The 17,690-nt window shown below is 62.4% G+C and carries 17 protein-coding genes; 4 read left to right on the top strand and 13 right to left on the bottom strand.

What is annotated here, in order from left to right:
* Positions 1-9: 9 nt before the first annotated feature.
* The 8 genes from AC1MEM_RS14540 to AC1MEM_RS14505 form a co-directional block, all read right to left on the bottom strand.
* Complete coding sequence (locus AC1MEM_RS14540) at positions 10-903, bottom strand: alpha/beta fold hydrolase (protein ID WP_499471540.1); 894 nt, start codon at positions 901-903, stop codon at positions 10-12.
* Between the two features lie 5 nt (positions 904-908).
* On the bottom strand, positions 909-1,448 hold the full coding sequence (locus AC1MEM_RS14535) for a cupin domain-containing protein (RefSeq protein WP_499471538.1): 540 nt from the start codon (positions 1,446-1,448) through the stop codon (positions 909-911).
* Positions 1,449-1,465: 17 nt separating this feature from the next.
* Entirely contained in the window at positions 1,466-2,230 is a 765-nt protein-coding gene (locus tag AC1MEM_RS14530; protein WP_499471536.1) for an SDR family oxidoreductase, read from the bottom strand.
* Between the two features lie 11 nt (positions 2,231-2,241).
* Positions 2,242-3,081: an ABC transporter permease gene (locus tag AC1MEM_RS14525; RefSeq protein ID WP_499471534.1), complete on the bottom strand. Its 840-nt coding sequence runs from the start codon at positions 3,079-3,081 to the stop codon at positions 2,242-2,244.
* Positions 3,078-4,061: an ABC transporter substrate-binding protein gene (locus tag AC1MEM_RS14520; RefSeq protein ID WP_499477654.1), complete on the bottom strand. Its 984-nt coding sequence runs from the start codon at positions 4,059-4,061 to the stop codon at positions 3,078-3,080. The genes AC1MEM_RS14525 and AC1MEM_RS14520 overlap by 4 nt, the downstream gene beginning before the upstream one ends.
* Before the next feature lie 55 nt (positions 4,062-4,116).
* Entirely contained in the window at positions 4,117-4,905 is a 789-nt protein-coding gene (locus AC1MEM_RS14515) for an ABC transporter ATP-binding protein (RefSeq protein WP_499471532.1), read from the bottom strand.
* Between the two features lie 350 nt (positions 4,906-5,255).
* Positions 5,256-6,539 carry a Glu/Leu/Phe/Val family dehydrogenase gene (locus tag AC1MEM_RS14510; protein WP_499471530.1) on the bottom strand — a complete coding sequence of 428 codons (1,284 nt, stop codon included), beginning with the start codon at positions 6,537-6,539 and terminating at the stop codon, positions 5,256-5,258.
* A 141-nt stretch (positions 6,540-6,680) separates the two neighbouring features.
* Positions 6,681-7,625 (bottom strand): LysR family transcriptional regulator, encoded by a 945-nt coding sequence (locus tag AC1MEM_RS14505; protein WP_499471528.1) that lies wholly within the window; start codon positions 7,623-7,625, stop codon positions 6,681-6,683.
* Positions 7,626-7,856: 231 nt separating this feature from the next.
* Between AC1MEM_RS14505 and AC1MEM_RS14500 the strand changes: the two genes are divergently transcribed.
* The gene (locus AC1MEM_RS14500; protein WP_499471526.1) at positions 7,857-8,171 is read left to right on the top strand and encodes a hypothetical protein; all 315 of its coding nucleotides are present in this window, start codon (positions 7,857-7,859) and stop codon (positions 8,169-8,171) included.
* Between the two features lie 335 nt (positions 8,172-8,506).
* Here the strand turns inward: AC1MEM_RS14500 and AC1MEM_RS14495 are convergent, their stop codons facing one another.
* A complete protein-coding gene (locus AC1MEM_RS14495; protein ID WP_499477653.1) occupies positions 8,507-11,344 on the bottom strand; it encodes a cation-translocating P-type ATPase in 2,838 nt (945 codons plus the stop codon).
* Between the two features lie 180 nt (positions 11,345-11,524).
* Here AC1MEM_RS14495 and AC1MEM_RS14490 point away from each other — a divergent pair, with 180 nt between their 5' ends.
* From AC1MEM_RS14490 to AC1MEM_RS14480, 3 genes are all read left to right on the top strand, one after another.
* Complete coding sequence (locus AC1MEM_RS14490; protein WP_499471524.1) at positions 11,525-12,403, top strand: DUF6920 family protein; 879 nt, start codon at positions 11,525-11,527, stop codon at positions 12,401-12,403.
* Between the two features lie 8 nt (positions 12,404-12,411).
* Positions 12,412-13,383, top strand: a complete 972-nt coding sequence (locus AC1MEM_RS14485; protein WP_499471522.1) for an alpha/beta fold hydrolase — start codon at positions 12,412-12,414, stop codon at positions 13,381-13,383.
* Between the two features lie 328 nt (positions 13,384-13,711).
* Positions 13,712-14,026 carry a BON domain-containing protein gene (locus tag AC1MEM_RS14480; protein ID WP_499471520.1) on the top strand — a complete coding sequence of 105 codons (315 nt, stop codon included), beginning with the start codon at positions 13,712-13,714 and terminating at the stop codon, positions 14,024-14,026.
* Positions 14,027-14,896: 870 nt separating this feature from the next.
* On the opposite strand, the gene AC1MEM_RS14475 is transcribed toward AC1MEM_RS14480, so the two are convergent.
* From AC1MEM_RS14475 to AC1MEM_RS14460, 4 genes are read right to left on the bottom strand one after another with little or no spacing between them, the layout of a single operon-like run.
* Positions 14,897-15,511 carry a DUF1353 domain-containing protein gene (locus tag AC1MEM_RS14475; RefSeq protein WP_499471518.1) on the bottom strand — a complete coding sequence of 205 codons (615 nt, stop codon included), beginning with the start codon at positions 15,509-15,511 and terminating at the stop codon, positions 14,897-14,899.
* A 5-nt stretch (positions 15,512-15,516) separates the two neighbouring features.
* Positions 15,517-15,798, bottom strand: coding sequence for a hypothetical protein (locus tag AC1MEM_RS14470; RefSeq protein WP_499471516.1), 282 nt, complete (start codon positions 15,796-15,798; stop codon positions 15,517-15,519).
* A gap of 45 nt (positions 15,799-15,843) precedes the next feature.
* Positions 15,844-16,716 carry a hypothetical protein gene (locus AC1MEM_RS14465; protein ID WP_499471515.1) on the bottom strand — a complete coding sequence of 291 codons (873 nt, stop codon included), beginning with the start codon at positions 16,714-16,716 and terminating at the stop codon, positions 15,844-15,846.
* The gene (locus AC1MEM_RS14460; protein ID WP_499471513.1) at positions 16,688-17,392 is read right to left on the bottom strand and encodes a hypothetical protein; all 705 of its coding nucleotides are present in this window, start codon (positions 17,390-17,392) and stop codon (positions 16,688-16,690) included. Before AC1MEM_RS14460 ends, AC1MEM_RS14465 begins: the two co-directional genes overlap by 29 nt.
* Positions 17,393-17,690 lie beyond the last annotated feature (298 nt).

Here is a 17,690-nt window from a genome sequence, read left to right as displayed (position 1 = left end):
TAAATGTTGTCAGTTCAGGATCGCGCGGGCGGCCGCTTGCGGCTGCTCGACGTAACACGCATGGCCCGCAGCGGGGATCATCCCGAAGGGGAAGCCGAGCAGCCGTGCCACGCCGCGGCTGTCCTCGGGCGTCGTCACCGTGTCGGCCGCGCCGCACCACACTTTGCCGGGCAGCTTCGCCGCGGGCTGCGCATGGTTCTCGATGGCGTCGCCGCACAGCAGGTGCACCGCCTGGGTGTAGCCGGCCGGATTCAACTGCGCCATGTTCCAGCGCACCCAGTCGCGCTGGACCGGGGTGGCGCCGTCCGACAGCAGGCGCGCCGAACGTTGCGTCGCCATGCCATGGATGCCAAGCTCCCCCAGCGTCGACAGGCGTTCCCGCGTCACCTGCGCCCCCTGCTCCAGCCGCGCCTGCACGCCATAACCGCGCGCTGGGCTGAGCAGCACCAGCTTTTCCAGCGAACCCGCATGGCCGGCCGCATAGGCCGCAGCCATCAGCGCGCCAAGCGAATGGCCGACCAGGGTGAAGCGCTCGATGCCCAGCGCCTGCACCAGCTGGCGCAGGCACACCGCGTAAGCCCGGGCGTCGGGACGGGTGCTGGCCAGCAGCGTGGACTTGCCGTAGCCGGGCGCGTTCCAGGCGATGATCCTCGCGCCCGGGGTGCTGCGGGACAGTTCCAGCGCACACGGGAGCCAGGACGCCGCGCCGGAGCCGATCCCGTGCAGCAGCACATATACCTGGCTGGCCGCCTGGACCGCTGCCTGCGGCGGCGTGTCGGCGACGAGTTCGCGGTAGGACACGGTGCCGCCTTCGACGGCGACGCTGCGTTCCGGGAAACGGCGCGCCAATTCGGACAGTGCGCTCTGCAGGCCGTCCGCTTCCGGTGCGATGGCGTGGTTCATGTCGTTCAGCCCCGTTTGATCTTGGTCAGCGGATGTTCCGGCGGATAGGTCGGCGTGAGCGGCTTCTGCGCGCCGAGCATCACGCACATCAGCGCGTCTTCCTCGCCGATGTTGATCTCCTCGCGGTAGACACCGGGCGGGATCGACACCACGTCACGGTCGGTCAGGATGGTCTCAAAGCGCTCGCCGTCCTTTTCCAGCACCAGCTTCAGCTTGCCGCGCAAGACGAAGAACACTTCCTCGACGTCGACGTGCAGGTGCGATGGGCCTTCGTGGCCGGCCGGGATGATCATGGTCGAGAAAGTGAAGTTCTCGGACGGGATCACGCTGCTGTCGTTGGCCACGCCGGTGCCGCCGGTGCCGATGTAGCGCATCTGCGCGCGGCCGTATTTCGGATCGAAGTCGGCCTGGAACTTCAGGGCATTCCAGTCGTACTTGCGGGTCTCGAAGCGCGCCACGCGGGTATTCATCCATTCTGCGAAGCTGGCGCCGTCGGGCTGGTCCCAGCTGCGTTTCATCTGATTTTGTCCGGACATATCGTTCATAGTGAAGCTCCTGATGGTTAATTCATGACAAAGCCGCCATTGACGGCAAGGGTCTGGCCGGTGACGAAGCGGGACAGGCCGGACAATGCGAACAGCACGGCGCCGGTCACGTCGTCCGGAACCTGCAAGCGCTGCAGGGCGCGGCCGTCCTGGTAGGTCTGGTAGCGCTGCGCCGGCACGTACTCGGTCGCTTCGACTTTCGTCAAGCCCGGCGCGATAGCGTTCACGGTGATGTTGTGCGCGCCCTCCTCGCGCGCCAGCGAGCGGGTCATGCCGATGATGGCGCCCTTGCTGGCCACGTAGGCGAGCAGGTTCGGCGCACCCCACAGCGGCGTATCGGACGCCAGGTTGACGATGGCGCCCTGGCCGGAAGCACGCAGCGCAGGCAGGCAGGCATTGGTCATCAGCCAGGTACCGCGCACGTTCACGTCCATCACCCTGTCCCACAGTGCGATGTCGAGCTGCTCGGACGAGCGGCCGCCGGAATTGGTGATCGCTGCGTTGTTCACGAGGCCATCAAGCCCACCCAGCCAGCCGGCAGCGGCAGCGGCGCAGGCATCGATCGACGCCGGATCGGCCATGTCGAGTGCGAAACCGTGCACGTCCAGGCCGCGCTTGCGCAGGGTGGCGACGCTGTCGTCCAGCACCTCATGCAGGATGTCGGCCAGCGCCACTTGTGCCCCGGCTTCGGCGATGGCCGTGGCGAAGGCCAGGCCGAGGCCCCGTGCAGCGCCGGTGACGAGCACCTTGCGTCCGGCCAGGAGTTGAGAAGTATTGTTCATGACGTCTTTCCTTATTTGGTGCTGGTGGCGGCACGCGGCAGGTAATGCAGCACACGGCGTTCGGCCCACACGACAGCGCCGTAGGTCAGGATGCCGGTCAGTGTCAGTGCGCAGATGGCGACGAACACGGCTGCCGTATTGCCCTGGCCCTCGCCGTCGACCAGCAGGAAGCCCAGGCCCTTGTTGCCGCCCACCAGTTCACCCACCGTGACGCCGATCACGGCGAGGGTCGAGGCGATGCGGAGGCCGGAAAACAGTGCCGGCAGCGCCGAGCGGAATTCGACCAGGCAGAAGATTTGCCAGCGGGTCGCATTCAGGGTGCGCACCAGGTTGACCATGTCCGGGTCCACGGTGCGGATCGCCGACAGCACGTTGATCATCACCGGGAAGAACACGATCAGCACGGCCACCAGGATCTTCGGATAGACCGTGTAACCGAGCCACATCACGAACAGCGGTGCGAATGCCACTTTCGGTGCGATCTGCAGCGCCAGGATGTAGGGCGACAGCATCGCTTCGGCACGCGGCGACAGGCCCAGCGCAACGCCGACGCCAAGACCGAGCAGCGAGCCGAGACCGAAGCCGGCCACCACTTCGGTCGCGGTGATGCCGAAGTGGCCCAGCAGGTCGCTGTTGTGCCACATGAAGACGGCTTCGTGCATGACGCGGCTAAAGCGCGGCAGGATGAACTCGGGCATGCCGAGCAAGGCGGGTCCCCACTCCCAGGCCGCGAGGAACAGGGCCAGCACCAGCAGGCTGCCGGCCACGGTCAGCGCTTTCTCGCGCAGCACGGGATTCGCTTTTGGCAGCGGTTTTACTTCGGTGGTGGCGATCGTCGTGGCCGTATTCATTTGGCACCCGCCACGATGAACTGGTTGGTGTACAGGTCGCCGACGGCGGCCGCCTTGCTGACGATGCCTTCGCTGACGTAGAACTTCTGGACTTCGGCCATGCGCGCGCCATCGATCTGGCCCAGCGGCTTCTGGTTCGCGTACACGTACTTGCGGTACATGTTGAAGGTCTGCTCGACGCTTGCTTCCTTGCCCTTGTAGGACGGGACGGCGGCCACATAGGCGGCAGTTGCCGCTTTCGGGTCGTTCATGATGTCTTCCATGCCGCGCAGCGTCGCGCGCACCAGGCGCCGGAGCAGGTCGGGCTTGGTTTTGATGGTCTCGTCGGAGGCGAGGATGGCCTGGGCCATGCTCTTGAAGCCGTTGGTCTCGATGATGTCGACCTTGGCGCCGGCCTCCGTGGCGCTGACGATCCAGTCCGGCACGCCCGCCATCGCCTGCGCTTTGCCTGCCGCGAATACCTGCCACACGCCGGACGGACCGGCGGCCTGGATCGCCGCATCGCTCTTGCCCAGGTCAAGGGTCTTCATGTTGCCCAGCAGCGCGTAGTAGGTGGTGTCGGTGTACGACATCACGGTGATCGTCTTGCCCTTCAGGTCGCCCAGCGACTTGATGCCCCCGTTCTGGTGGACACCGAGCATCGTCAGCGAGCCGGCGCCCAGCACTGCGATGGCCTTCACCGGCACGCCGTTGGCGCGCACGATGATCGGGGTGTCGCCGATGGCGCCGCCAATCAACGCGTTGCCGGACCCGATCTGCTTGGCCACGTCGACGCCGCCCCGGGCGGCGACGAAGTTCACCTTCAGGTTTTCGGCCGCGTAATAGCCCTTCTGCTGCGCGACCATCCACGGCGCGAAGGCCAGCGTGTTCGGTGGCGCGGGCAGCAGGTAAGTCACTTCCTCCACCGCCGCCAGCGCCGGAGTAAGACCGGCAAACGCAAGAGCGGCGCCGATGCCGACGCTTGCGAGGATTTTTTGCATGCTCATAAAGACTCCCGATAAATCGTAAGTTGACGTGCTTGGCTTGTAGCCTTGACTAGTGCAGCTCGGCTTCCTGGTTCTTGCCCACTTTCAGCAGTTCCATCAGGCGGCCGGCCAGCGGACCGATTTCAGGCAGCCTGCGGCGTTCGAGCGGATTCTCGCGGTGCGGCAGGTCGACGACGATTTCTTCGATGATCGTGCCGGGACGTTCGCTCATCACCAGCAGGCGATCCGACAGCGCAATGCCTTCGATCAGGTCGTGGGTGATAAAGAGTGCGGTCTTCTTTTTCTCGTACAGCATCTTCGCCAGGTCCTGTTGCAGGATCATCTTGGTCTGCGCATCCAGTGCCGAGAACGGTTCATCCAGCAGCAGCACCTGCGGGTCGACGGCGAGGGTCCGGGCGAGCGCCGCGCGCTGGCGCATGCCGCCGGACAGCTGGTAGGGGTAATGGTCTTCGAAGCCCTTCAGGTGGCACTTGGCGAGCAGCTCGTTGGCGACACGCTGGCGTTCCTTCTGGCTGACGCCGTCGATTTCGAGTCCGAGGGCGACGTTGTCGCGGATGGTCCGCCATGGCATCAGCAGATCCTTCTGCAGCATGAAGGCCACCTTGCGCACCGGCTTGGTGACGAGTTCGCCGCTGACATACACCTCCCCTGCGCTGGGCAAGTAGAGGCCGGCGCCCATGTTCAGCAGCGTGCTCTTGCCGCAGCCCGAGGGGCCGATGATGGACACCACTTCGCCGCTGCGAATCGAAATGTTGACATTGGTAACCGCTGCACGCGGTTGTGAGGTTTGCCGGTCGATGAAACTCTTGCCGACTTTACGGAATTCGATTTCGATCATATGTCTCTCACAGTGTGCAGCGCAGAGTGCGCTGTTCTTTGTCTCATATACGAAACAGCGATTCGTATATGATTCATGCCGTGACTGAAATATAGCAGACATTTTTGGCTTGTCTACCAATCCGTTTCAAATAAAAATTCACGTTTTATATATGAGACATTCGCACCGCTGATGAGCGTTTTTTAATTCTTGGAAGCACTGAAATGCCGGGTTTTCCCTATTGCTGTGCAGAGGTGTACCAGGATGTCGTTGGCAAAAACAGACACAGGGAATGGGCATGTGACGGACGCGCCAGTTGTCGGCGCGTCCTGGAGGGAATTGATTACGGAGCCCGAACGGTCAGCCGGGCATCAGGGGTACAGGCCGCGCACTTCGCGCGCCTGCAGCACCCGGGTGCAGGCAAGAATGAAGGTCGCGGTGCGCAGCGAGACCTTTTTCTCTTTGGCGACGCTCCATACGGCATTGAATGCACTCTGCATGATGCGGGTCAGGCGTGCATCGACTTCCTCTTCGGACCAGAAGAAGCTGGAAAAATCCTGCACCCATTCGAAGTACGAGACCGTGACGCCGCCGGCATTGGCCAGCACGTCCGGCACCACCATGACGTCCTTGTCCGCCAGGATATCGTCCGCTTCCGGCGTGGTCGGGCCGTTGGCGCCCTCCAGCACCAGTTTGGTACGGATGCGCAAGGCGCGCTCCGCGGTAATCTGCTGCTCGAGCGCGGCCGGGACCAGGATGTCCGATTCGATCCCCCAGAAGGCCTCGCGGTCCAGGCACTCCTCGGCGCCCGCGAATCCCTGCACGCCGCCGGCTTCGGCCACATGCGCGTGCAGCTGCGCAATGTCGAGGCCACCCTGATGCACGACGACACCGGTATGGTCCTGGACGGCGATGATCTTCGCGCCCGCCTCGGCGAACAAGGATGCCGCCACGCCGCCGACGTTTCCAAAACCCTGCACCGCGATGCGCGCCCCGCCGATCGCGACGCCGCGCTGCATGGCCGCTTCGCGCCCGACCACGAATACACCGCGCCCGGTCGCCTCGCGGCGGCCCAGGGAGCCGCCCAGCGAAATCGGCTTGCCGGTGACGACGCCGGTCGACAGGTTACCCTCGATCATGGAGTAGGAATCCATCATCCAGGCCATGACCTGTTCGTTGGTGTTCACGTCCGGCGCCGGGATGTCCTTGGCAGGGCCGATGATCAGGCTGATCTCGCTGGTATAGCGGCGCGTCAGGCGCTGCAGTTCGCCTTTCGAGAGCAGCGCCGGATCGACCCGGATACCGCCCTTGGCCCCGCCGTACGGCACATTCACGGCCGCGTTCTTGACCGTCATCCACGCGGACAGGGCCATGACCTCCGGCAACGTGACGTCCTGGTGGAAGCGCACGCCGCCCTTGCCCGGGCCGCGCGACAGGTTGTGCTGCACCCGATACCCCTCGAAGTGGGCGATGCTGCCGTCATCGCGCTCGATCGGCACGTCCACGGTCAGGATGCGCTTCGGACGCTTGAGCGTCTCGACCCAGCGCGACAGGCTCCCCAGGTACGGGGTGACGCGGTCGATCTGTTCCAGGTACTGGCCCCAGGGGCCGAGGTGGTCGGGATTCAAATAGGAAGGCAGTGCATGGTGCGTCATGGTGGGCTCCGGTATTCGCGTTGTGGTGGATCGCGGCGCCGGCCGAGGCCGGGCTGCCGACGAGCGAATCATAGGTTGCACCACCGCTCCGGGGCCAATGCTGCTTGCGCATCCGGCCATGCACAAAAAGCATCGCGCCAACTAGGGAGACCGGCGCTTCGCCGGCGCAGGCTGCCGCGCGGCCAGGAATTCCCATAGCTGCGCCACGATCTCCTTGCCCGGCCGTGTGCCCGACGGGCGTTCGCGATAGAGGCGGATGTCCATCTCGATTTCCCACTTCCCGGCCTCACCCGCCGCTGCGAGCTGCCGCTGCCGGACTTCACGGCTGACGGCGGACTCGGGCAGGAACGCCAGGCCGTGCCCTTCCAGCGCCATCATCTTCAAGCCTTCCGCCATGTCGGTCTCGTAGCGCTTGTCGAGGTATAAGCCGGGTGCCGTGTCGGCCAGGATCAGGTCGACCATCCGTCCCAGATAGGCATTCGTCGTATACGCCAGGAAGGGTACGGGCGCGCCCTTGCTGCCGGGCAGGCGGCAGCCCGGCTGGCCGGTCCTGTCGCAGCGGGCGTAGGCGCGCAGCACTTCCCGCCCCAGCACCAGCATGTCGTAGCGGCCAGGGTCGAGCTGCACCGGCTGGCGCGGATGGTGATAGCACAGCAGCAGGTCGCAGCCGCCTTCCACCAGCTGCAGCACGGCGTCATGCACGTTCAGGGCGATCAGGCGGCTGGTAACCGGTGCGAACTCGCGTTCCAGCACGGTGAGCCACTTCGGTACGAAGGTGAGCGACAGCGTGTGCGGGACAGCCAGATCGATCGTCGTCCGCCCGGCGACACGCTTGTGCCGCAGCAGTTCGCGCACCCCGTTGATCTGGCTTAGCATCTCCAGCGCCTGTTCGTAGAACACCAGGCCGGCAGGCGTGACGCGGGTAGGAAAGGTGGTGCGATCGATCAGATCCGTTCCCAGCCAGCTTTCGAGCGAGCGGATACGCCGCGAAAAGGCCGGCTGGGTGACATGCCGCATCTGGGCCGAGCGGCTGAAGTTCCTGGTCTCCACCAGCGAAATAAAATCCTCCAGCCATTTCGTTTCCATGCGAAGTCTCGTGCTGTTGCGTTAACCACGCATTCTAACGTGCGCCTTGTCGTCGTAGACCTTGACCAGGTCTCTATGCCTCAGGGAGATATCTCACATCACCACAAAGAATTAGCGCCCGATGCTGCGCTGCACAATAATGGATGTGACTCCTCTATCCTCGGGCAGCAGTGCTATCCGGCAGACCTGCCCCAACGCTGCCCTCCTCTCCACTCTAGAATTAAAGAACTGATGATGAAGAAATCAATCGCACTTTTCTGCTTCGCCCTCTGCACCGGTGCCAGCTCCGCAGCCCAAGCCGCAAACAATGGCGACGCCTCCTGCGCGCAACTCTCTTCCGACATCGCTGCCCGGAGCGCCCTGTTCGTAAGAGTCGCCGGCGCTGCGCCGGAGCTGGCCGGCATCACGCCGGCGGCCCCTGCAGCCGTGCTGCAACGTGTCCGCGACAAAGAAGTCGCGCTGCACAATATTGCCAATGAAATCTGGTCCTTGCGCACGCGCATGGCCTATCTTGATTGCACCCAGGCCAAGACCTTCGCTTACTGAGCGGTATGCGCCGGCTGCTCCGGCAGTTGCGCCGGCCGCTTGATGTCGGTCGGCTTGATAAAGTAATTGTTAATGCTTCGGTCGGCGGTGGAAGGTCAGCGGGCTGTACGGCACGGCGGACGGCGGCGGCATGCGCAGGATGCCGGGCTTCATGGCCCCGACGACATGCATCTCGCAGACTTGCAGTCGAAGCTCAGCGTGTAGGTGTCCTCGCCCGTGCTCAAAGTCATCGGGTCGGCCCACAGTAGCGGCGCGTAAGCCGGCGCTTGGCCTGGATCCCGCCCCCGGACTTTATGTACTCGAGCATTAGAGCAGGCAATGCCGTGGATCACTGCCTACGGATCCCGGTAGCGATCGCGGCCCGACTGGACCTGGAACACCGGGCGCCGTGCCGCACGGCTCCATAGCTTGCGCAGCTCGCTGGACCACAGAACGATACTGGCCATCGCCGCGCATGTCAGCCACTGGCCGAACTCCAGCGGAACGGTGCCGAACGCGGTGTTCAGAAACCCCAGGTGGACCACGCAGGCTTGCAGTACGAATGACAAGGCAACCGCGCCCCATAACCACCCGTTCGCAAACAGATGGCGGAAGGCGCTTTCGGTGTGCGAGCGCGCGTTAAAGCAGTTGAACAACTGGGCGAGTACGAGCACTGTAAAGCCGGCGGTACGGGCACTATCGAGATCCCGCGTCCCTTCGATCAGCCCCCCGGGCAAGTACATATCGATCGTCAACAGCGTGACAAGCGCCATGACGAGGCCGGTCTGGAGCACGCTCGCCCACATGGCCGCATCGATCACCCTGTCGCCCAGCAGTCGGGGCTTGCGTGCCATGACGTCGTCGGTCTGCGGGTCGACACCCATGGCCAGCGCAGGCCCCGCATCGGTCAGCAGGTTAATCCACAGGATCTGGGTTGCCAGCAGGGGAAGTGCGACCGCTCCGTCAGCGTCGGCAAGTCCGATAAGCCCACCCAGCACCACGCCCAGGAACACCGTCAAGACCTCGCCCATGTTCGACGACAGCAGGTAACGCAGGAATTTCCTGATGTTGTCGAAGATTCCCCGGCCTTCGCGTACTGCGTGCACGATCGTCGCGAAATTGTCATCGGCGAGGATCATCTTTGCGGCTTCCTTGGTGACCTCGGTGCCGGTCACGCCCATGGCGATGCCGATGTCTGCCGACCTGAGCGCGGGGGCGTCGTTGACGCCATCGCCGGTCATCGCCACCACGTTGCCATCGGCCTGGAGTGCGTCGACGATTCGCAACTTGTGTTGCGGGGCTACCCGCGCGTAGACGGAGGTCTTGCGCACCGCTTCGGCGAACCCGGCATCGTCGAGCTTATCGATGTCGAGGCCCGTCAGCACCGGGGCGCCGGCCTCGACGATGCCGAGATCTGCGGCAATGCGGCCCGCCGTGCGCGGATGATCTCCTGTGATCATCACGGTTCGGATGCCGGCCCGGCGCGCTTCGCGAATGGCCCGGCCTGCTTCTTCGCGGGCAGGATCGATAATGCCCGCCGTACCGACGAAAATGAGCTCCTGTTCGAGAAGTTCGTCGGGTGCGGTCTCTTCCCCCGGCGCCAGTGGCCTGTAAGCGACTGCCAGCGTGCGCAGCGCGGAATCGGACAGCGTATCGACGTCCGCCAGAATCCGCTTGCGCATGTCGTCGTCGAGTTGAACCACGTCGGCCCCGTTCCGCATCCGAGTGCACCGCTGCAGCAGTACGTCGGGGGCGCCCTTGGTGACTATAACGAGCTCATCATTGTGTTCATGGTCGACTTCGAGGCTGGACATCATTTTGCGCTCGGACGAGAACGGGATTTCCCTGATACGCGAAAAGCGCAATGCACGGCGTCCGGCAACACCCAGCTTTTGCTCGGCGACCAGAAACGCCGCTTCCGTCGGGTCGCCCTGTATTTCCCATCTTCCCTGCGCAGACTTCTGCAATTGGGCGTTGCTGGCAAGACTTCCTCCGCTGAGAAGGACAATATTTTCCGCCAGGAGTGGTCCAAGGCCCAACGTGATTCCCTCCTCCTCGACCTTGCCTTCCGGCGCATAGCCGACGCCGGTGACGTGGGTCGTACCCGAACTCGTGATGATGCGTTCGATGGTCATCTCGGAACGTGTCAGGGTGCCGGTCTTGTCGGAGGCGATGACGGTCGCGGATCCCAGGGTTTCTACGGATGACAGCTTTTTGACGATAGCGTGATGGGCCGCCATCCGCCGCACCCCCATGGCTAGCACGACCGACAAAATCGCCGGGAGCCCTTCCGGAACGGCCGCGACAGCAAGGGACACGCCTACCAGCAAGGCATCGACGACGTCGCCCGTCGTTCTGATTTCCGACAGTAACAGGATGGTTCCGACCACGATGAGGGCGATCACGACGACCGCCATACCAAGCATGCGACCGATATGAGCGATCTCTTTCTGCAGGGGCGTGGCCTCTTCCTTCGTGGCGTCGAGCATTCCGGCGATCGAACCCATCTGGGTTGCCATTCCGGTTGCGGTAACGATGGCGCAGCCCGTACCCTGGACGACGGCGGTGCCTTTGAAGACCATGTTGACCTGGTCCGCCAGCGAAACCGGGCCGGGCAGTGCTGCAAGGTCCTTGAGCACCGCTTCGCTTTCGCCGGTGAGCGATGCTTCCTGAACGCGCAAAGAGGCCGCGCGAACCAGGCGCGCATCGGCGCCAACTGCATCGCCCTCCCCCAGCAAAAGCAGGTCGCCGCGCACTAGTTGGGAACTGGGTACGCGCATCACCGTCCCCTCTCGAATCACCGAAGACGAGACCGCGGTCATCCGCCCCAGCGCCGCAACAGCGTTCTCGGCCTTTGCCTCCTGCACATAACCAAGCATGCCATTCAGGAGCACGACGACCCCAATGACGGCCGCATCGACGGGCCATCCCGCCAAACCTTCAACGAACCAGGCGGACAGAGAAATCGCCACCGCCGCCAACAACAGGTAGACCAGCGGATCCTGGAAATGCGACATAACCCGTCGCCAGGGCGGCTGGCGTAGCGTAGCGCGCAATTCGTTGGGCCCATCCTCCGCCTGCCGATGGTGGACCGCGTCTGCTGTAAGGCCACTTTCTACATCGGTTCCGAGTGCACTTGCGACCTCATCGGTCTCTCGAAGCGAAAAATCCTGGATCTTGTTTGGTATCGGCATCTCTCGTCCGGATAGGCGCTTCATGGTCAGGAGATTCAGCTTACCGGGACATCAGTACCATAAAAACGGCTTCAGGCGGCAAGGCTTCGCGCTTGCCCGGGAACTCCGCTGTTCGCGAACGAATGAGTGCATACTGCAAAGCAGTCTATCCAGTGTCATGGGTGATACAAAGGAGTTCAAATGACCTGGCAGCCATGGTCAGGCCTGGTTTTCTGCTTGCTGGTGGCCGCTGCCGTGGGCATCTCCGCTTTTGGGTCGAGACGGTGGAACGACGCGATGCTGACGCTCGCCAGGGGGCTGGAGGCGGCCCGAATCGTCGCGCCGGACGATTCAGCACGTCCGACCCGCTACTCCTCGCGCGAGCTGGAAGGCTTGCCTGCGCCCGTGCAACGCTACTTCCGTGCGGTACTGAAGGAAGGCCAGCCAATCATTGCGGCCGCGTCGATTGCACTTGCCGGCAGCTTCAACATGTCGGCAACGGGCGAACAGTGGAAGCCGTTTATTTCGCAGCAACGCGTCGTGACCCGCCGACCAGGTTTCTTGTGGAATGCAGAAATCTCGATGCTTCCGGGTTTGAAGGTACGCGTGGTCGACAGTTACATCGCCGGCAAGGGTCTGCTGCACGCCGCCATCCTGGGCCTATTCACGACGGCCGACCTGAGTGGACGCGGCGAAATCGCACGTGGTGAATTCATGCGCTTCTTCGCCGAGGCGGCCTGGTACCCGACCGTGCTGCTGCCCAGCCAGGGGGTGCGATGGGAAGCATTCGACGACCGCGCGGCAAACGCCACCATTGTGGACGGCCTGCTCACGCTGACGCTGCTGTTCAGGTTCAACGACGCCAACCTGATCGACTCCTTCCGTGCCGAGGCGAGGGGCGGCGCCATGGTCGGCAAGGAAATGGTCATGCTTCCTTGGGAAGGTCGCCTCTCGGACTACCGCACGCGCGACGGGATGACCGTGCCGTTCGCGGGCGAGGTCGCGTGGATGCGGCCTGAAGGGCGCAAGCCGTATTTCACCGGCAACGTCACCTCGCTGGTCTACGAGTTCACGCCGTGAGTCGGCGCATGACACGCACGGGCCTTGTTGCTGGTGCGATCATCGGAATCGCAGCGCTGGTCATCTGGTGGCGCTTCGACAGTGACATCCAGCAAGCCCGCGCCCGCGTCGCGCACGGCAGCGTGCTCGTCGGCACCCGCTGCGGCCCCATCGAATACCAGGAGGCCGGAACAGGCATTCCGCTGTTGGCCGTCCACGGCAGCGGCGGCGGCTACGACCAGGGCATGGCTTTCGCAGGCGCGCTGGCACAGCAGGGCATCCGGGTGATCGCAATGTCGCGTTTCGGCTACCTGCGTACGCCAATGCCCGCCAACGCATCGGCGGCAACGCAGGCCGATGCCCATGTCTGCCTGCTCGATGCGCTGGGCATCAGCCGGGCCAGCGTCCTGGGCGGCTCCGCCGGCGCGCCCTCGGCTTTGGCGTTGGCCATCCGGCATCCGGAGCGGGTGAATGCGCTGGTACTGATGGTGCCGCTGGCCTACAAGCCACCGACACTGACCGACTCGGCACCACCGTTGCCGCCGTCGGTAGAGAACGCGATGATGCGCTTGATCGACTCGGACTTCCTGTTCTGGTCTGCGCTCCACCTCGCGCGCGATCAATTGATCAAGGTCGTGCTGGCTACGCCACCCGAGCTGTTTTCCAGCGCGACTCCGAAGGAGCGGGCACGGGTGAATGCGATGTTGGAAAACATCTTGCCCGTTTCAGCCCGAGCAAAAGGCTTGGCCTATGACACGGCAGCGGGCAAGCGTCTCGCGCCCGCGGCCCTGGCATCGGTCCGTGCGCCGACGCTGGTGATCAGCGCGCGTGACGATCGGTACGGCACTTACGCCAGTGCGCAATACACCGCGAGCCGAATTGCCGGCGCTCGGTTTATCGGCTTTGACGAAGGCGGACATACCTGGATTGGCCACGGCGACGAAGTGATGTCTGAGGTAGCAAAGTTTCTGATGGCGCCTGCTCCCCCGACCCGGGAGTGAACGCGCATCAGGCTGACACGGATGCTGGCGCCGAATGTAGCAAACACTGGAAGTATTGCCACGGATTATTTTTATGACTCTGAGCGCTACCGAACGGATGAGCACTTTTCGAACGCGCATAGTGGGTCTATAGCCAGTGCTGAGTAAGCGGGCAACATGGCAATCCTACCGTCATGTTCACCGGCGTACGCCGAAATCGAGCATATGAAGAAGTTGCAATGAGCGTCCGATACGGTTATGCAAAAGCAGTGAATTTCTCTACCTCATGCCCTGGCGGTGAGCTCACCTGAGCACGAATAAACTCTACAACCACAAAAAGGAACACCTCATGAAAATCACCCAACGTCTCGCCACCGCTATCTTCGCCGGTACACTCGCCTTCGCCATGGTCGGCTGCGCTTCGGGCCCGCACAAGGAAAGCGCAGGCGAATACGTCGACGACAGCGCCATTACCGCCAAGGTGAAAGCGGCGATCTTCAACGAGCCGACCTTGAAATCTGCCGAAATCAACGTTGAGACATTCAAAGGAACCGTTCAACTCTCCGGCTTCGTTGCGCAGGCAGCGGACGCTTCGAAAGCTGCGACAATCGCTCGCAGCGTCAAAGGCATCACCTCCGTGAAGAATGACATCCGCGTGAAGTAATTTGGCGAATTAACGGTGCCGACGCTTCATGTCGACACCGTGTTCTACCGTGACCACGAGTCGCACCGCTCCCGTGGCCAGCTCCTGCTGGCCATTACTTTTTCACGACGCAAACGCCCAGCGCTCAAGTCCGAACGCGTTACTACCTCAGCATCGCGATCCTTCTCATTCTGCCACTCGGCAACACATCACGCGGACCGGCGACGATGGAAGGTCAAACAAAAAAAGCCCCTGAAATCAGGGGCTTCGTTTTGCTCTACTGTCTGAGCTGGTCAGCTACTGCCGAGTCTAAAATTACTCCCACTCGATTATCAATGGCTGAGCTATGCCTATGAATTGCTTAGTATTTTCGTGGCACTTCTGGTCCAGTACCATTCACGATACCATGCCAAGGAAATCGATCTTTGACCCGGCAACACTAGGCATTACCTCGAATTTACCCTACTGCGGCCACGATTCCTGCCGTCGAGTCCTATGTACATGGTATCGCGAACGATCTGCTGCCGACCAGACTCGAACTAAGCGGCCTCTACGAAAGCCGGGGCGATTCAGTTTTGAACCAAAAGGACGCTGTTGCCGGTCGCGATAGAACGTGGTCCAGGTCAGGATACCCTCTTGCTACACTAAAACGATCATCGATTGTCACGATTGTCCGCCACTGCACCCGTAATCACCGGATGGATGAAAGTGTTACTAGATAGGGTGTAGTGCCTGCATGCAGTCGTTCGACGAGGATGAGAAACGCCATCAAGCACACAATGATCACCCTGCTACTCATCGTCGAATCGCATAGTTACGAACAGAACGATGGTTCTCGCTCACCCGGTGCCGCGCGCCTGGCGGCGAAGTGCACAGCACATAACAAAGCGATCACGGGTTGGCGACGAAAACGTTGCGTGTCTTCCAGTTCGCCCAACGCGTTGTGGGGTTGGTGGGATATACCCTCAGAATGCGTCGCTCTCCTAACGTCTTCAGTCGTGCGTTTTCGTCCCAGGCACTTTTTCCTCCCGCACGGACCCCAGCGTAGATAGCGGTGGCTACTGGACCGGCCACGCGGAATTCTTTCATCATCTGTCGAAGCACTGCGTCTGCCTTGGCGCGCGTCGTGGTTTGTGTCCAGTACAGATAGTCGTGTACCACGGCGGGGTAAGTGTAGTCGCCGTCCGGTGGGAGGATGGACCAAGCGATACGGGGAATGCTGGCGAAGTCTGTCACAAACCCGACTGGCACCGACACCGGCGCTAGCGCACTCCCGGGCTCATCCGGCCTCCACTCGATCTTCTTGGTCAGGTAATAATAGCGGTCGGCAAAGCGCTGGACGGTTAACATGCCGTTAGCACTGCCAAGATGCTTCATCCACTTGCGCATCCACCTGTCGGCCGCCTCTGGGTCGGCATACGGCTCTGCAGCCGCAACCGTCTCCTCGGCGCGCCAGATGGCGGCCGCTGCCGCTACCTTCAGCAATTGTCGTCTTTGCATTGCCATGCCCTTTATCGTGTTTTCAACTGTTCTTCCACGGTCCCTCCAGATTCGGTCAGCAATTCGGTCAGGTAGTGATTGATGGCCGTTTGACGTGCGCAGTCGCCGACCGCTAACAGGACCACGCCAATCGAACCGTAATCCGAGCGCACATCGGGGGCTCCCGCGAAACGCAATACATCCGCGACGATCGCCCCGGCGCCCCCTGGACCGCACACCGGCGGCTTTTCATAAATAAGCATTTCGAGTTCCCCTTTTTCCTTGGCGAGCCTCGAAAGCACAGACTTGCTCATGCCTGTCTGCGCTTCCAGCACCGCCGGCGGTAGGCGCTTGAATCCTTAGTCACGCAGGAGGCGAACGACGGCCGCATTTGTATCGCGCAACATGCTTAACTTGTCATTGTCGTCCCTATCGCCCCGGTTCTTTTTGAATTCGAAGGTGACACTTTCTCGCCGCGCAGCCAGATGCTGCTTGCGCGCTATCTCATCGAAATCGGTGGTCATCGTCGCATTGTCGTCAACGTGCAAGGTCCAGTCGCCGATTTGCCGGGTTTGGCCCGTCGCAGCCATGCTCTGCCCAGCGGTTGTGAAGCTTATAAATTCGAGCGCCGAAGGGGTGTCACCGCGCAATCCGGGGTCTGTCTTGGCGTACCCGTGCACAATCGTTCCGGGGCCGTTCGGGCCTGAACGCAAGACGGACACGAAGCCGAACTCGAACGCCGCCACCTCGGCAAGGGATTGCGGAAACATGGAGGCTTGGACCCTCGCCGTGTCGCCTGTAGAGATTGAACAGGCAGCCGCCGCGTCAAGATAAGCCTTTTCGACTTTGGCCTGGGGTTCGTCATAGTGTGCCTGATACGCTTTTATCAGGCTCAAAACGGCTGGCCGGAAACAGTTCAAATTCGCACCGCGCGGTCCAGGCGCTTCGACGCAGGTAAAGGATGCGAGGAACGGCACCGGTGGAACGCTCAGCAAGCAGAGCGCCGTGCCCTTGCGGGCCATGCGGGAAGCGTACTGCCGCTCAAGCTCGTCGCGTGGCGCGCGGCATGCACGAGCGGCCGCTGGGGGATGCATGAGCTGCTCGATCACCTCTTGCAGCGGTTCGCACGCGTCCAATCCGTGGAGCGACAGGCCGCCCCAGGCATACCCAGAAGCACACGCCGCCGCGAGAAAAAACGCAGCCCTATGGCCCATTTGAAATGATCGTCGCATACAGATCCTCCTGAAACACCTCACTTAATTGAGAGAGCGGAGTGCCAGTCTGCTGCGGTCGTCCCACGACGCCCAGCCGGAACGCTGCAGTACGCTGGGCAGGCGTGCCGTGTGCACGCTCCGACTCCTTCCGGTACAGGCCATTCAACTTCACATGGTTCTGAAATTCGTTGCGGCTCAAATCGGGCAGGACACGGCGAAACAGAACACCGGCGAGATAATCTGCACCAAGCTCGATCCGAAGCGAATCGTAACGGTTGGTCAGCGCATCGAATCCGCCAGCGGCCTCGAGCTGTACGACGTGCGACAACTCGTGCGCCACCGGCGCGAGCACGCTGCCAATTACCTCCGGGGGGTAGGTGATGGTGTATTTGGACTGCATACCGGGTTTGGTTCTGAAGACATTTCCCGGGCAACCACTGAAAGCGATCGATGCGCGCGGCACGCCGACCGCGGCGATTAGTTTGAGGATCTGCTCGTTATGGCCGAGGTCGAGTGGGTCCGGTTTCGTACAGGGACCGACCGGTGTCTTCGAGTCGCCAACCGTCGTACCAAATAAACACCGTGGTTTGCTGGTATCCGTTGCCCAGCCCGACGGCGCCGCTATGATGCAGAACGCAAGCATCGCTTGGCCCAGCAGCCGGATCGCATGGTGCCGTGTTCGATGGGTTCTCATGCGCAGACGCTCTGCCAAGAACAGCTACCGGTGGGGCAACAAGCATGGCGAACCTGCGGATGTGTGAAGCCAGCCGCAAACGCGGCCCGGTACGGCTGGTCGCGTACCTCGATCAACAAGTCCCGGCCTGGCGCAGGCTGACAATGGCTGCCCGCGCGGACAGGGCCTGCGATAGATCTAGTTCGACTCGGTGGCGGCGCCGCCGCTCGCGCGGTCGCGTCTGACGCCGAGCAGCGCGTCGCGTTGCTCATACTACATACCTCCACGACCTCGGCAGCAGTTACGCTTCCCTCCAACG

It is taken from the genome of Telluria sp. AIW5 (assembly GCF_056680575.1).
The sequence above is the reverse complement of the archived record's forward strand: the minus strand, read 5'-3'. Positions and strand labels throughout refer to the sequence as shown.